Genomic DNA, 13,723 nt, shown 5'->3' on the forward strand with positions numbered 1-13,723 from the left:
CTGCACGCACCATGAGCCATGACGACCCGTATCTGATCATCTCCTCCGACTGTCACGCCGGGCTGCCCACCGAGGAGTACCGGCCCTATCTGGAGTCCCGCTTCCACCGTGCCTTCGACGAGTTCCTCGCCGGGCGGGAGGCCCGCCGCGAGGCCATGACCCGGCTCGGGGTGCGCAACGAGGACTTCGCGAACAAGTGGTTCAGCGACAACGAGGAAGGACTGCGGGGCGGCTGGGACGCCGCCCAGCGGATCAAGGAGCTCGACGGCGACGGGGTGGCCGCCGAGGTGGTCTTCCCCGACGCGGACGCCGTCGACAGCCAGACCGCCGCGCCCTTCGGCGTCGGCCTGGGGCTCTCCGGCGACCAGGACCCCGAGCTCGGCATGGCGGGCGCGAAGGCGCACAACCGCTGGCTCGCCGAGTTCGTCGGCCGGCACCCCGAACGCCACTGCGGGGTCGCCCTGCTGCCCGTCACCGCCGAGCCGGCCGAGGTCGTCGCCGAGATCCACCGCGCCAGGGAGTCGGGGCTGGGCGCGCTGATGATCCCGTCCATGTGGGTGGACAAGGAGCCGTACCACGACCGGCGTTACGACCCGGTGTGGGCGGCGGCCGCCGAGACCGGGATGCCGGTGGTCACGCACTCCGGTGCGGCGCCGCGCCAGGAGTACGGCGACCACCTCGGGATCTACGTCTCCGAGGTCACCTGGTGGCCGGCCCGGCCGCTGTGGTTCCTGCTGTGGTCCGGGGTCTTCGAGCGCCACCCGGGACTGCGCTTCGGCGTCGCCGAGTCCGGCTGCTGGTGGCTGCCGAACCTGCTGTGGTTCATGGACCGGCTCTACCTCGGCGCGCACGGCGGCAAGAAGCTCTCCCCGTTCGCGGAGCTGAAGCGCCCGCCGAGCGAGTACCTGGACCGGCAGGTGTTCGTCTGCGCCACCAACACCAAGCGGCGGGAGCTCGCCCAGCGCTACGAGATCGGCGTCGACAACATCCTGTGGGGCTCCGACTTCCCGCACCCGGAGGGCACCTGGCCCCGTACGCGCTCCTGGCTGCGGAACACCTTCCACGACATCCCGGTGGCGGAGACCCGGCGGATGCTGGGCCTGGCGGCCGCGGAGGTCTTCGGATTCGACGTCCGGAAACTGGACCCGATCGCCCGGCGGATCGGCCCCACCCCCGCCGAACTCGGCCAGCCCGCCGACCAGGCGTCCGTCGAGGCCTCCTGGGCCCGCTCGCGCGAGGTCGGGCGTCACTGGCTCACCGAGCACGACTTCCCGGTCCTGGGGGTGAACCCGTGACCGACCGCTACACGGTCGTCTCGGCCGACTGCCACGCCGGTGCCGACCTCCTCGACTACCGCCCCTATCTGGAGAAGAAGCACCACGACGACTTCGACGCCTGGGCGGCCGGCTACGTCAACCCGTACGAGGACCTGCTGGCCGACACCGCCGACCGCAACTGGAACTCGGGGCGCCGGCTGAGCGAGCTGGAGGCGGACGGCATCGTCGCCGAGGTCGTCTTCCCCAACACCATCCCGCCGTTCTTCCCCAAGGCCTCGCTGATGGCCCAGCCACCGAGCCGGGCCGAGTACGAGCAGCGCTGGGCCGGGCTGCAGGCGCACAACCGCTGGCTCGCCGACTTCTGCGCGGACGCGCCGGGCCGCCGGGCGGGCGTGGCGCAGATCCTGCTCAACGACGTGGACGCGGCGGTCGCGGAGATCCGCCGCGCCCGCGAGGCCGGTCTCACCGGCGGCATCCTGCTGCCCGGCGTCCCGCCGGGCTCGCCGGTCCCCGAGCTGTACGCGGAGGCGTACGACCCGATCTGGGCGGTCTGCGCCGAGCTCGACGTACCGGTCAACCACCACGGCGGCTCGGCCTCGCCGCCGCTCGGCGACGAACCGGCCGCCCGGGCGGTGTTCATGGTGGAGACCACCTGGTTCTCGCACCGGGCGTTGTGGCACCTGATCTTCGGTGGTGCCTTCCGGCGCCACCCGGGGCTCAAGCTGGTCCTCACCGAGCAGGGCTCGGGCTGGATCCCGGGCGTGCTCGACATGCTGGACTACTACCACGGACGGCTGGTCTCGGCCGCGACGAAGGCCGCCACGGCCGAGTCCAAGTTCGGCGCGGGGCTCGCCGAGGCCATGGGCAAGGGCCCGCGCGAGGTCTGGCGGGAGAACTGCTTCGTCGGCGCGAGCTTCATGCGCCCGCACGAGGTGCCGCTGCGCGAGCGGATCGGCCTCGACAAGATCATGTGGGGCAGCGACTACCCCCATGACGAGGGCACGACCCCGTTCTCCCGCGAAGGCCTCCGCATCGCCTACGCGGGCCTGCCCCGGGAGGAGGTCGCCGCGATGGTGGGCGGCAACGCCGCCCGGGTGTACGGCTTCGACCTCGGGTACCTCGACACCCTGGCCGCCGTGCACGGCCCGAGCGTCGAGGAGATCGCCGAACCGCTGAAGGAGGTGCCGGCGGGCGCGACGAGTCCCGCGTTCGCGCCGGGCGGGTCGGTCCGCGTGTGGTGACGCAGCGGGTGCGACCCTCCTGGGGTGACTGAAGTCCCGGAACACGACGAGGCCCACGGCAGCGGCCTCGGCTCCCGGCTCAACTGGCTCCGGGCCGCCGTGCTCGGAGCCAACGACGGAGTCGTCTCCACCGCGGGCCTCGTCGTCGGCGTCGCCGGCGCCTCCGACTCCCGGTCCGCCCTGCTCACCGCGGGCCTCGCCGGCCTGCTCGCCGGCTCGATGTCGATGGCTGCGGGGGAGTACGTCTCCGTCTCCACCCAGCGCGACTCCGAGCAGGCCGCGCTCGCCCAGGAACGCCGCGAACTGCGCGAGCAGCCCGAGGTCGAACTCGCCGAACTCACCGAGCTCCTCGCCCGCCGCGGCCTCAGCCCCGACGTGGCCGGTGAGGCCGCCGTCCAGCTCACCGAACGCGACGCCCTGCGCGCCCACGCGCGCGTGGAGCTCGGCATCGACCCGGACGACCTGACCAACCCCTGGCACGCCGCGGGCGCCAGCTTCGTCGCCTTCACCGTCGGCGCCCTGCTCCCGCTCCTCGCGATCGTCCTGCCCCCGGCCTCGTACCGCCTGTGGATCACCGTCCTGTCGGTGCTCGCCGCCCTCGCCTTCACCGGCTGGTGGTCCGCCCGCCTCGGCGCCGCCCCGCCCGCCCGCGCCGTCGTGCGCAACGTCGGCGGCGGCGCCCTCGCGATGGCGGTGACGTACGCGGCGGGGTCGTTGCTGGGGGCGGCGGGCGTCTGAGGCCCGTCTGACCGGCGACGTCTTCCCCTCCCCCGACGCCGACGCGGCCTCCCTCGTCGGCATGGGCTGCTTCGCCGCGGGTCACGTCTGCGACCCGGCGGCCTGCGGGCGGCGCCGTACGTCCCTCCCCCTGGGCGTCCTCCACGCCCTCGTGCCCGGCGTCGTGATCGCCGCGCTGTGGCCCGGCCTGCCCGCCGGGCTGCGGATCCCCGTCGCCTGCTACGCGCCGCTGCTCACCGCGACGGCCTACCGGTCGAGCGCCCTGGGCGCGCTCGCCGGGACCGGCGGCGCCCTGCTCCTGCTGTCCGACACCCTCACCGCCACCGGCGTGACTGGCCCCGGCTGCCCGCGTCCGACTTCTGGGTCATGCTGAGCTACGTCGCGGCGCAGTACCTGCTGACCGAGGGGACCCTGCGTTCGATGTACGGTGAACGTCGTACAACCCTCTGAGCGCCGCTCAGCACAGCACAGCGAGGACCCATGCGCGCCACCACCATCCACGCCCCCTTCGACATGCGCGTGGAGGACGTTCCCGACCCCGCGGTCCAGCAGCCCACGGACGTCGTCGTCCGCGTGCTCCGCGCCTGCATCTGCGGCAGTGACCTGTGGGCCTACCGCGGCGAGTCCGCCCGACAGCCCGGTCAGCGCATCGGCCACGAGTTCCTCGGCATCGTGGAGGAGGCGGGCGCCGACGTCCGCGGCTTCCGCGCGGGCGACCTCGTCGTCGCGCCCTTCGTCTGGTCCGACGGCAGCTGCGACTACTGCGCCGAGGGCCTCCAGACCTCCTGCCCCAACGGCGGCTTCTGGGGCTCCGTCGGCTCCGACGGCGGCCAGGGCGAGGCCGTCCGCGTCCCTTACGCCGACGGCACCCTCGTCAAGCTGCCCGCCGCGGCCGCCGGCGACGACCGCCTGCTCACCGCGCTGCTCGCGCTCTCCGACGTCATGGGCACCGGCCACCACGCCGCCCTCGGCGCGGGCGTGACCAAGGGCTCCACCGTCGCCGTGGTCGGCGACGGCGCCGTCGGCCTGTGCGGCGTCCTCGCCGCCAAGCGGCTGGGCGCCGAGCGGATCATCGCGCTCGGCCGGCACACCGCCCGCACCGACATCGCCCGCGCCTTCGGCGCCACCGATGTCGTCGCCGAGCGCGGCGAGGCCGCCGAGGCCGCCGTGCGCGAGCTCACCGGCGGCCAGGGCGCCCACGCCGTCATCGAGGCCGTCGGCACCGAGCAGTCCATGCGCACCGCCGTGAACATCACCCGCGACGGCGGCTCCATCGGCTACGTCGGCGTCCCGCACGGCAGCGGCACCGGCCTCGACCTGTCCGTCATGTTCGACCGGAACATCGCCCTGCGCGGCGGCGTCGCCCCCGTCCGCGCCTACATCCCCGAACTGCTCCCGGACGTCCTCGACGGGACGATCGACCCGTCCCCGGTCTTCGACCTGACCGTCGGCCTGGACGGCGTCCCCGGCGGCTACCGGGCGATGGACGAGCGCACCGCCCTGAAGGTCCTCGTCACGCCGTGAGCCAGGCGGGGGCGTCGGCCCCCGCGACGCCCGGCGGGCGCGACCAGTCCGCCGGGCCGCCCTCGTACGACACGGGGGAGAGGGCGTACCGCAGCCGGCCCAGCGGACCGTCCGACTCCCGCACGTACCGCTCCGGCTCGTGGCGCGGGAGGGTGTGCGTCAGCCAGTGCCCGGTCTGCGCGAGTGCGAGCCGGACGAGGCGGCTGCCGCCGTCCCGGTCCTGCTCGGTCAGCGACCGCAGGACGGCCGCCGCCAGCAGGTAGCCGGTGCCGTGGTCGAGGGCCTGCGCCGGCAGCGCGCCCGGCTCCGCCGCCGAACCCTCCACGGCCGCGATCCCCGTCGCCACCTGCACCAGGCTGTCGAAGCCGCGCCGCTCCCCCCAGGGGCCGTAGTCGCCCCAGGCCGACAGCCGGGCGGTCACCAGTCCGGGCCGGTGCAGCTCGAAGCGGTCCAGGGCGCCCGGCCGGTAGCCGGTCACCAGCACGTCGGCCGCGTCGAGGAGTTCGCCGAAGGTGCGCCGGTCGGAGGGGCTGTCCAGGTCAAGCGCCGCCGTCCGCTTCCCGACGTCCGTGTCGGCGTGCTGGTCCGGCAGCTCCGGGTTGCCCGGCGGGTCGATCCGGAGCACGTCCGCGCCGAGCAGCGCGAGCGTCCGGGTGGCGACCGGTCCCGCGATCACCCGGGTCAGGTCCAGGACCCGCAAGGGGCCGCCCGAACGCCGCCGCGGCGCCGTCTCGTCGAGTCGTTCCCGGGTCAGCAGCGGGCGTGCCGCGACCTCCCGGCCCTGCTCGTGGGCCGCCCAGTCCCCGGGCGTGCGCAGGGCGACCGCCAGGCCCCCGGCCGCGTACACCGCCGTCTCGACCTCGACCGCCCCGCGTTCGGCGATCGCCGCCCCCGCGGCGGTCACCGTGTCCTCCGGACGCGACGGCGTCTCCGCGACGCCCAGGGCGTCCAGCAACGCCTTCCGGTGGTGCGGGTAGTTGGCGTGCGTACGGACCCAGCCGTCGGCGGCCCGCCAGAAGCGCGACAGGGGCGCGAAGTTCACCGGTGCCCGGCCGTCCACCCGCAGATGCCGCTCGCTCACGAAGGCGGTGGCCACCGCCCCGTCGTCCACCCGGACCGGACCCGCGGAACCCGCCCGCTCCACCGCGGCGAGACCCGCCACGGCGACCGTGGCCCGCGCCAGGTCCATCACCGGCAGCCGGGCGGGCAGCAGCCCCGAGACCCCGCCGTACGCCACCCGGTCGATCAGGGCGGGATCGCCGCCCAGCGCCGACCACAACAACTCCGTACCCGTTCGCACTGTGGTGTCCATGGGAGAACTATGAACCGCCCGTGGCACCGAGTGCCACGGGCGGTTCACCTGACCGCCGGTGCGGTTACCTGCGGACCGCGGCGAGCGCGTCCACGATGCCGGCCCCGTAGAAGCCGTTCTTGTTCTTGCCGCCCACGCACACGGCGTCGACCTTGCCGTCCCCGTTGATGTCGTACGGGTCGGTGCACGCGTGGTCGTCCGCCTGGGCGTAGAGCAGCGCCTTCAGGGCCGCCGGGCTCGCCTTCGGGTGGGTCGACTTGAGCAGCGCGAGGACGCCCGCCACGTGCGGCGAGGCCATCGAGGTGCCGGCCTTGTAGTTGTAGCCGCCGTTGACCGTGGTCGACAGGATGCGGCCGTTGACCGCCGGGGCGTCCGGGGTCTGGTACTCGGTGCGGTCGCCGCCGGGCGCCGCCACGTCGATGACGCCGTCACCGTAGTTGGAGTACGACGACTTCAGGCCCTTGGCGCCGGTCGCGGAGACCGTCACCACGCCCGGCAGCATGCCCGGGTAGTCGAAGCACTGCTTCGGGTCGATCACCCGGTCGCCCGGAGTGGTGTCGTTCGGGCTGCTGTTGTCGAGGATCGACTCGGCCGCCAGGTCGAACGAGGAGTTGCCGGCCGCCGCCACGTTGACCGTGCCCTTGCGCTCCGCGTAGCGGGTGGCACGGGTGACCGCCTCGATGAGGGCCTTCTGGTCCTCGTCGTTCTTGCAGGCGAACATCCACGGGTCGGTGTAGTAGCTGTTGTTGGTGACGTCGACACCGTGCTCGGCCGCCCACACGAAGCCGCAGACCACGGCCTCGGTGTAGAAGAAGCCGTCCGGGGTCGAGACCTTGATGCCGGCGAGCTTCACGCCCGGCGCGACGCCGGTGACGCCGATGCCGTTCTTGGCCGCGCCGATGGTGCCCGCCACGTGCGTGCCGTGGTCGCTCTCGCCCGCCTTGGGGCGCCACGAGCCGGGGGTCGTGTCGGCCTTGCCGCTCACACAGTTGGCGGACGCGGCGGCGTCGAAGTTCGGCGCGAGGTCCGGGTGGGTGTCGTCCACACCGGTGTCGATGATGCCGACGGTCACGCGCTTGCTGCCGAGCGTCTTCTGGTGGGCCTTGTCGGCCTTGATCGCCGGGAGGTCCCACTGCAGGGGCTCCAGCGGGTCCTGCTCGTCCGAGGCGGCGGCCGCGGCGGCCTTGATCTCGGCCGGCGTCAGCGCCTGGGCGCTCTCGCCGACGGAGTCGTCGGACTGCACGGTCAGCGGGGCCGTGCGGGTCGCGCCGGCCGAGATCACCCCGCGCGCCTGGCGGATCGTCTTCGCGAAGTCCGGGTTCTGCGAGTGGACGACGATGACGCCTATCTGGTCGTAGGACACGACCACCTCGCCGCCGGCGGCGGCTATCGCCTTCTTCACCGACTTGGCCGTCCAGTGGCCGTTGTCGATGTTGACGACGTAGGACAGCTTCGGGCCGTCGGCGACCACGGTCGCCGTCGGGGCATCGCTCAGCTCCGCGGCGGAGGCGGCGCCGGAGGGAAGGAATCCGAGCGAGGCCGTGAGCGCGAGACCAGCCGGCAGAGCGAGTACTCGGCCGCGCCTCGATCCCAGATGAGCCATGGGTTCTCCACATCATCCGTATGTACTGTCCGCACGCCGATTGCGCGTGGACAGGTGCATGACGAGTGAAGCTATCGCCGATCTTCCCCGGTCATCAATGAGTTGAGAAGACTTCATGAAGATCCGGGTAAAGAAAACCACCCGCGTGAACCGCTTCGCCGTGCTCTCCGTGCCGTTGTGCAGGGGAGGAGCTCCGTACCGGGCTCCGTTTCCCGCACCCCTGGTGAGGCCCCCTTGACCCAGCCGTCCGCCCCCGCGTCACGAGGAGAGTCCGTGGCTACCGAAGCACCGCCGCCGCCGAGAAACGGAGCGGAGACCGCCCCCGGTCCCGTCCAGCCCACGACGGAGCAGTTCGTCGATGTCCAGGAAAGCGAGGAATTCGGCGAACTGCGGCGTACATACCGTTCCTTCGCCTTTCCGCTGACGATCGCCTTCATCGCCTGGTACCTGCTGTACGTGCTGCTCTCCAACTACGCGGGCGACTTCATGGGGACCAAGCTGTTCGGCAACGTCAACGTGGCGTTCGTCCTCGGCCTCGGCCAGTTCGCCACCACCTTCCTCATCGCCTGGCTCTACTCGCGGCACGCCGCCGCGAAGCTCGACCCGCGGTCCGAGGCCATCAAGTCCCGTATGGAGGCCGACGCATGAGCAGCCCGGCACCCCTCGCGCACACCGTGCTCGCCGCCTCCTCCACCGAGCACCGGCCCCTGATCATCACCCTGTTCGCGGTGTTCGTCGCCGCGACCCTCGGCATCACCGTGTGGGCCGGCCGGCAGACCAGGAGCGCCTCCGACTTCTACGCGGGCGGACGCCAGTTCACCGCGTTCCAGAACGGTCTCGCGGTCTCCGGCGACTACATGTCCGCCGCCTCCTTCCTCGGCATCGCGGGCGCCATCGCCCTCTTCGGCTACGACGGCTTCCTGTACTCGATCGGCTTCCTCGTCGCCTGGCTGGTCGCGCTGCTGCTCGTCGCCGAGCCGCTGCGCAACTCAGGCCGCTACACGATGGGAGACGTCCTCGCGTACCGGATGAGGCAGCGCCCCGTCCGCACCGCCGCCGGCACCTCCACCATCGTCGTGTCGATCTTCTACCTGCTGGCACAGATGGCCGGCGCCGGCGTCCTCGTCTCGCTGCTGCTCGGGATCACCAGCGACGCCGGCAAGATCCTCATCGTCGCGCTGGTCGGCGTGCTGATGATCGTCTACGTGACCATCGGCGGCATGAAGGGCACCACCTGGGTCCAGATGGTCAAGGCGGTGCTGCTCATCGCGGGCGCGCTGCTGATGACCTTCCTGGTGCTCCTCAAGTTCGACTTCAACATCTCCGACCTGCTCGGCGCCGCCGCCGACCGGAGCACCAAGGGCGCGGCCTTCCTGGAGCCCGGCCTCAAGTACGGCGCCAGCGGCACCTCCAAGCTGGACTTCATCTCGCTCGGCATCGCGCTGGTGCTCGGCACGGCGGGCCTGCCGCACATCCTGATCCGCTTCTACACGGTGCCGACCGCCAAGGCCGCCCGTAAGTCCGTGAACTGGGCGATCGGCATCATCGGCGCCTTCTACCTGATGACGATCGCGCTCGGGTTCGGTGCCGCCGCCCTGGTCGGCCCGGCCGCGATCAAGGCCCAGAACCCGGCCGGCAACACGGCCGCCCCGCAGCTCGCCGAGTACCTCGGCGGCGGGGTCGGCACCACCGGAGGCGCGATCCTGCTCGCGGTCATCTCGGCGGTCGCCTTCGCCACCATCCTCGCCGTCGTCGCGGGCCTCACCCTCGCCTCCTCGTCCTCCTTCGCGCACGACATCTACGCCAACGTCATCCGCAAGGGGAAGGCCACGGAGAAGGAGGAGATGAGGGCCGCCCGCTGGGCCACCGTGTTCATCGGCGCCGTCGCCATCGTCCTCGGCGCCTTCGCCCGCGACATGAACGTGGCCGGACTCGTGGCCCTCGCCTTCGCGGTCGCCGCCTCCGCGAACCTCCCGACGATCCTCTACAGCCTCTTCTGGAAGCGCTTCACGACCACCGGCGCCCTCTGGTCGATCTACGGAGGCCTGGCCGCCTCCGTCTTCCTCGTGCTGTTCTCGCCCGTGGTCTCCGGCAACCCGAAGACCTCCATGTTCAAGGGCGTCGACTTCCACTGGTTCCCGCTGGAGAACCCCGGCCTGATCTCCATCCCGCTCGGCTTCCTGCTCGGCTGGCTCGGCACCCTCCTGTCCAAGGAGGACGCGGACAAGGGCAAGTACGCGGAGCTGGAGGTGAAGTCCCTCACCGGAGTCGGAGCGCACTGAGTCGTATACGTTCCGCAGCGAACCACCGGCCGCGTCGTAGAGTTCTACGACGCGGCCGGTCCGGTCCTCGTGACAATCGGCCCGTGCCCGTGTCCGAGCGGTCACGTAGGCTCGAACACGAAGCGAACCGGAACAAGGGGAGGGGGCCACGTGCTCATCGACACCTACGGCCGGGTGGCCACGGACCTGCGGGTCTCCCTGACCGACCGGTGCAACCTGCGCTGCACCTACTGCATGCCGGAAGAAGGCCTGCAGTGGCTGGCCAAGCCCGACCTGCTCACCGACGACGAGATCGTCCGCCTGGTGCGGGTCGCCGTCACCGACCTCGGCGTCACCGAGGTCCGCTTCACCGGCGGCGAGCCGCTGCTCCGCCCCGGCCTCGTCGGCATCGTCGAGCGCTGCGCCGCCCTGACGCCGCGCCCCCGGATGTCCCTGACGACCAACGGCATCGGGCTCAAGCGCACCGCCGCCGCACTGAAGGCGGCCGGCCTGGACCGGGTCAACGTCTCCCTCGACACCCTGCGCCCCGAGGTCTTCAAGACCCTCACCCGCCGCGACCGGCACCGGGACGTGCTCGACGGCATGGCCGCCGCCCGCGAGGCCGGCCTCACCCCGGTCAAGGTCAACGCGGTCCTGATGCCCGGGCTCAACGAGGACGAGGCCCCCGACCTGCTCGCCTGGGCGGTCGAGGAGGGCTACGAACTCCGCTTCATCGAGCAGATGCCGCTCGACGCCCAGCACGGCTGGAAGCGCGAGGGCATGATCACCGCCGGCGACATCCTGGCCTCGCTGCGCACCCGCTTCGAGCTGACCCCCGAGGGCTCCGAGGAGCGCGGCTCCGCCCCCGCCGAGCGCTGGGTCGTCGACGGCGGCCCGCACACGGTCGGTGTCATCGCCTCGGTCACCCGTCCCTTCTGCCGGGCCTGCGACCGCACCCGGCTCACGGCCGACGGCCAGGTGCGGACCTGCCTCTTCGCCACCGAGGAGACGGACCTGCGGGCGGCGCTCCGCTCCGAGGCCTCGGACGCGGAGGTCGCCGACATCTGGAAGAAGGCCATGTGGGGCAAGAAGGCCGGCTCGGGCCTGGACGACCCGAGCTTCCTCCAGCCCGAGCGCCCGATGTCGGCGATCGGCGGCTGACTCCCGTCCGGCCGGACGGGGCCCCTCGGCTCAGGCCGGGTCCCACTCGCTCAGCAGGACGACGTCCTTCAGGAAACCCCGTACGCCCAGGAACTGGGAGAGGTGCTCGCGGTGTTCCTCGCACGCGAGCCAGGTCTTGCGACGCTCGGGCGTGTGCAGCTTGGGGTTGTTCCAGGCGAGGACCCAGACGGCGTCGGCCCGGCACCCCTTCGCGGAACAGATCGGCTTCTCGTCACTCACCTGATCATTGTCCAGCAAGGGCGATGCCGAGCAGCCACGGGGGGAGCTGCCCGGCATCGGTCCGTCGCTCCGACGGGGGATGCGGAGCGCGTAGGCAGTATGTCACGGGGGATGGGGTGCGGTGCACCGGAACTTCATGATTGATCTGAGCATTTCTTGAGCTTCACGCTCACGCTGCGTGATCGTTTTTCCGGTCCTGGCGTTCCGTATCGGCTTCCAGTGCAGGGCGCTCCGGAGGGGGCAGGAAGCTGGAGGGAAGGGACGGCGCGGACTCACGGCCCGCGTTGGCGATCACCACCGCGATGTAGGGCAGCACCGCCCCGACCACGAGCGCCACGATGGCCACGTGCCGCTCCACGTTCCACAACGAGGCGGCGGCGATCACGGAGAGCGTGCGGATCGTCATCGACACGACGTACCGCCGCTGCCGGCCGCGGACGTCCTCGGCCAGGCTCTGCCGGGCACCCGTGATCCGGAAGACCTCGGTTCCGCCATGCTTCCGCATCACATTCCACCACCCAGGAGCCGTGCCGGACCCTCCCCGGTCCGTACCTGATTCCACGGTACGCCCGTCATGTCCGACGGAGGAGGGCGGGGCGCGTATGGAGTCGCCCGACATGCGTCGTATGGCCGATACGCCGAGACTGATCACACATGCGCACAAGGAGGCGACGATGGGTTGGTTGTGGGCGATCATTGTGGGCTTCGTCCTGGGTCTGATCGCGAAGGCGATCATCCCGGGCAAGCAGCAGATCCCGCTCTGGCTGACGACCGTGTTCGGCATTCTGGGCAGCGTGCTCGGCAACGCGGTCGCGACCTGGATCGGGGTCAACGACACCAAGGGCATCGACTGGACCCGTCATCTGCTCCAGCTCATCGGCGCCGTCGCCGTGGTCGGAGTGGGGGACATGCTGTGGACCTCGATCCGCGGCAACAAGCAGCGGGCCTGACCGCCCTCCGCTGACACACCGGGGGCCCGGTACGGCGCACAGCGCGCGTACCGGGCCCCCGGTCGTGTCCGTACGGGGCGGGCCCCCGCCGGCGGTCGGCCGTGCCGTCCGTCAGCCGGCGACCAGCTCGATCGCCGCCAGGTTCTTCTTGCCCCGGCGCAGCACCAGCCAGCGGCCGTGCAGCAGCTCGTCCGCCGACACCTCGGCGTCCTCGGCGGTCACCTTGACGTTGTTCACGTAGGCGCCGCCCTCCTTCACCGTACGGCGGGCCGCCGACCGGCTCGGCGCGAGACCGACCTCGGTGAACAGGTCCACGACCTGGCCCAGCTCCGTCACGCGCGCGTGCGGCAGCTCCGACAGGGCCGCGGCCAGCGTCGCCGCGTCCAGCTCGCCCAGCTCGCCCTGGCCGAACAGCGCCTTGGAGGCGTCGACGACGGCCCGGCACTGCTCGGCGCCGTGCACCAGGGTCGTGAGCTCCTCGGCGAGGGCCCGCTGGGCCGTCCGCGCCTGCGGCCGCTCGGCCGTCAGGACCTCCAGCTCCTCCAGCTCCGCGCGGGACTTGAAGGAGAGGATCCGCATGTAGGTGGAGATGTCCCGGTCGTCCACGTTCAGCCAGAACTGGTAGAACGCGTACGGCGTGGTCATCTCCGGGTCCAGCCAGACGGCGCCGCTCTCGGTCTTGCCGAACTTGGTGCCGTCCGCCTTCACCATCAGCGGCGTCGCCAGCGCGTGGACCTGCGCCTCCGGCTCCAGGCGGTGGATCAGGTCGAGGCCCGCCACCAGGTTGCCCCACTGGTCGGAGCCGCCCTGCTGGAGCGTGCAGCCGTAGCGCCGGTACAGCTCCAGGAAGTCCATGCCCTGCAGCAGCTGGTAGCTGAACTCGGTGTAGCTGATGCCCTGCTCGGACTCCAGGCGCCGGGCCACGGAGTCCTTGGTCAGCATCTTGTTGACCCGGAAGTGCTTGCCGATGTCCCGCAGGAACTCGATCGCCGACATGCCGGCGGTCCAGTCCAGGTTGTTCACCATGACCGCGGCGTTCTCGCCCTCGAAGGACAGGAACGGCTCGATCTGCGAACGCAGCCGGTTCACCCAGTTCGCGACCGTCTCCGGATCGTTCAGGGTGCGCTCCGCGGTCGGCCGCGGATCGCCGATCTGGCCGGTGGCGCCGCCTACCAGCGCCAGCGGCCGGTGTCCGGCCTGCTGGAGCCGGCGCACGGTGAGGACCTGCACCAGGTGGCCGACGTGGAGGCTGGCCGCGGTCGGGTCGAAACCGCAATAGAACGTGACGGGACCGTCCGCGAGCGCCTTGCGCAGGGCCTCTTCGTCGGTGGACTGGGCGAAGAGCCCACGCCACTTCAGCTCGTCGACGATGTCCGTCACGTCGTCCGTCTCCTCGTGATGATCACTGGTGCCTAC

The 13,723-nt window shown here is 71.8% G+C and carries 14 protein-coding genes; 9 read left to right on the forward strand and 5 right to left on the reverse strand.

Annotation, left to right across the window (positions count from 1 at the left end):
* The first annotated feature begins 11 nt into the window (after positions 1-11).
* From ACIRQF_RS25960 to ACIRQF_RS25980, 5 genes are all read left to right on the forward strand, one after another.
* Positions 12-1,295, forward strand: a complete 1,284-nt coding sequence (locus ACIRQF_RS25960; RefSeq protein WP_404095408.1) for an amidohydrolase family protein — start codon at positions 12-14, stop codon at positions 1,293-1,295.
* Positions 1,292-2,518 (forward strand): amidohydrolase family protein, encoded by a 1,227-nt coding sequence (locus tag ACIRQF_RS25965; protein ID WP_376629860.1) that lies wholly within the window; start codon positions 1,292-1,294, stop codon positions 2,516-2,518. Before ACIRQF_RS25960 ends, ACIRQF_RS25965 begins: the two co-directional genes overlap by 4 nt.
* Before the next feature lie 24 nt (positions 2,519-2,542).
* Positions 2,543-3,256: a VIT family protein gene (locus ACIRQF_RS25970; protein WP_404095412.1), complete on the forward strand. Its 714-nt coding sequence runs from the start codon at positions 2,543-2,545 to the stop codon at positions 3,254-3,256.
* Between the two features lie 61 nt (positions 3,257-3,317).
* Positions 3,318-3,629, forward strand: a complete 312-nt coding sequence (locus ACIRQF_RS25975) for a lysoplasmalogenase family protein (protein ID WP_404095414.1) — start codon at positions 3,318-3,320, stop codon at positions 3,627-3,629.
* Positions 3,630-3,736: 107 nt separating this feature from the next.
* Complete coding sequence (locus ACIRQF_RS25980) at positions 3,737-4,780, forward strand: zinc-dependent alcohol dehydrogenase family protein (protein ID WP_376629864.1); 1,044 nt, start codon at positions 3,737-3,739, stop codon at positions 4,778-4,780.
* On the opposite strand, the gene ACIRQF_RS25985 is transcribed toward ACIRQF_RS25980, so the two are convergent.
* Together ACIRQF_RS25985 and ACIRQF_RS25990 are read right to left on the reverse strand one after the other, a co-directional pair.
* The gene (locus ACIRQF_RS25985) at positions 4,770-6,092 is read right to left on the reverse strand and encodes a CoA transferase (RefSeq protein WP_404095418.1); all 1,323 of its coding nucleotides are present in this window, start codon (positions 6,090-6,092) and stop codon (positions 4,770-4,772) included. The two genes, ACIRQF_RS25980 and ACIRQF_RS25985, sit on opposite strands and share 11 nt — an antisense overlap.
* A 64-nt stretch (positions 6,093-6,156) precedes the next feature.
* Positions 6,157-7,695, reverse strand: a complete 1,539-nt coding sequence (locus ACIRQF_RS25990) for a S8 family serine peptidase (protein WP_376629868.1) — start codon at positions 7,693-7,695, stop codon at positions 6,157-6,159.
* A 273-nt stretch (positions 7,696-7,968) separates the two neighbouring features.
* Between ACIRQF_RS25990 and ACIRQF_RS25995 the strand changes: the two genes are divergently transcribed.
* From ACIRQF_RS25995 to moaA, 3 genes are all read left to right on the forward strand, one after another.
* A complete protein-coding gene (locus ACIRQF_RS25995; protein ID WP_376629870.1) occupies positions 7,969-8,343 on the forward strand; it encodes a DUF485 domain-containing protein in 375 nt (124 codons plus the stop codon).
* A complete protein-coding gene (locus ACIRQF_RS26000) occupies positions 8,340-9,977 on the forward strand; it encodes a cation acetate symporter (protein ID WP_376629872.1) in 1,638 nt (545 codons plus the stop codon). Before ACIRQF_RS25995 ends, ACIRQF_RS26000 begins: the two co-directional genes overlap by 4 nt.
* 150 nt (positions 9,978-10,127) lie before the next feature.
* Entirely contained in the window at positions 10,128-11,117 is a 990-nt protein-coding gene (moaA, locus tag ACIRQF_RS26005) for a GTP 3',8-cyclase MoaA (protein WP_404095422.1), read from the forward strand.
* 30 nt (positions 11,118-11,147) lie between these two features.
* Here moaA and ACIRQF_RS26010 read toward each other — a convergent pair whose 3' ends face one another.
* Positions 11,148-11,414 (reverse strand): hypothetical protein, encoded by a 267-nt coding sequence (locus tag ACIRQF_RS26010; RefSeq protein WP_382480588.1) that lies wholly within the window; start codon positions 11,412-11,414, stop codon positions 11,148-11,150.
* A 112-nt stretch (positions 11,415-11,526) separates the two neighbouring features.
* The gene (locus ACIRQF_RS26015) at positions 11,527-11,862 is read right to left on the reverse strand and encodes a DUF3099 domain-containing protein (protein WP_389754281.1); all 336 of its coding nucleotides are present in this window, start codon (positions 11,860-11,862) and stop codon (positions 11,527-11,529) included.
* A gap of 169 nt (positions 11,863-12,031) precedes the next feature.
* Here ACIRQF_RS26015 and ACIRQF_RS26020 point away from each other — a divergent pair, with 169 nt between their 5' ends.
* Positions 12,032-12,307, forward strand: a complete 276-nt coding sequence (locus tag ACIRQF_RS26020; protein WP_376629879.1) for a GlsB/YeaQ/YmgE family stress response membrane protein — start codon at positions 12,032-12,034, stop codon at positions 12,305-12,307.
* Between the two features lie 111 nt (positions 12,308-12,418).
* On the opposite strand, the gene tyrS is transcribed toward ACIRQF_RS26020, so the two are convergent.
* Positions 12,419-13,687, reverse strand: a complete 1,269-nt coding sequence (gene tyrS / locus ACIRQF_RS26025) for a tyrosine--tRNA ligase (protein ID WP_382480584.1) — start codon at positions 13,685-13,687, stop codon at positions 12,419-12,421.
* Between the last annotated feature and the right edge of the window lie 36 nt (positions 13,688-13,723).

This window comes from Streptomyces sp. NPDC101191 (assembly GCF_044767915.1).
Classification (GTDB): Bacteria; Actinomycetota; Actinomycetes; order Streptomycetales; family Streptomycetaceae; genus Streptomyces.

Bases quoted from the DNA above. Each gene is read 5' to 3' on its own strand.
- ACIRQF_RS25990 (WP_376629868.1), bottom strand. From the start codon at position 7,695: ATGGCTCATCTGGGATCGAGGCGCGGCCGAGTACTCGCTCTGCCGGCT.
- ACIRQF_RS25980 (WP_376629864.1), top strand. From the start codon at position 3,737: ATGCGCGCCACCACCATCCACGCCCCCTTCGACATGCGCGTGGAGGAC.
- ACIRQF_RS26015 (WP_389754281.1), bottom strand. From the start codon at position 11,862: ATGCGGAAGCATGGCGGAACCGAGGTCTTCCGGATCACGGGTGCCCGG.
- ACIRQF_RS26000 (WP_376629872.1), top strand. From the start codon at position 8,340: ATGAGCAGCCCGGCACCCCTCGCGCACACCGTGCTCGCCGCCTCCTCC.
- ACIRQF_RS25960 (WP_404095408.1), top strand. From the start codon at position 12: ATGAGCCATGACGACCCGTATCTGATCATCTCCTCCGACTGTCACGCC.
- ACIRQF_RS25985 (WP_404095418.1), bottom strand. From the start codon at position 6,092: ATGGACACCACAGTGCGAACGGGTACGGAGTTGTTGTGGTCGGCGCTG.
- ACIRQF_RS26020 (WP_376629879.1), top strand. From the start codon at position 12,032: ATGGGTTGGTTGTGGGCGATCATTGTGGGCTTCGTCCTGGGTCTGATC.
- ACIRQF_RS25975 (WP_404095414.1), top strand. From the start codon at position 3,318: ATGGGCTGCTTCGCCGCGGGTCACGTCTGCGACCCGGCGGCCTGCGGG.
- ACIRQF_RS26010 (WP_382480588.1), bottom strand. From the start codon at position 11,414: ATGCCGGGCAGCTCCCCCCGTGGCTGCTCGGCATCGCCCTTGCTGGAC.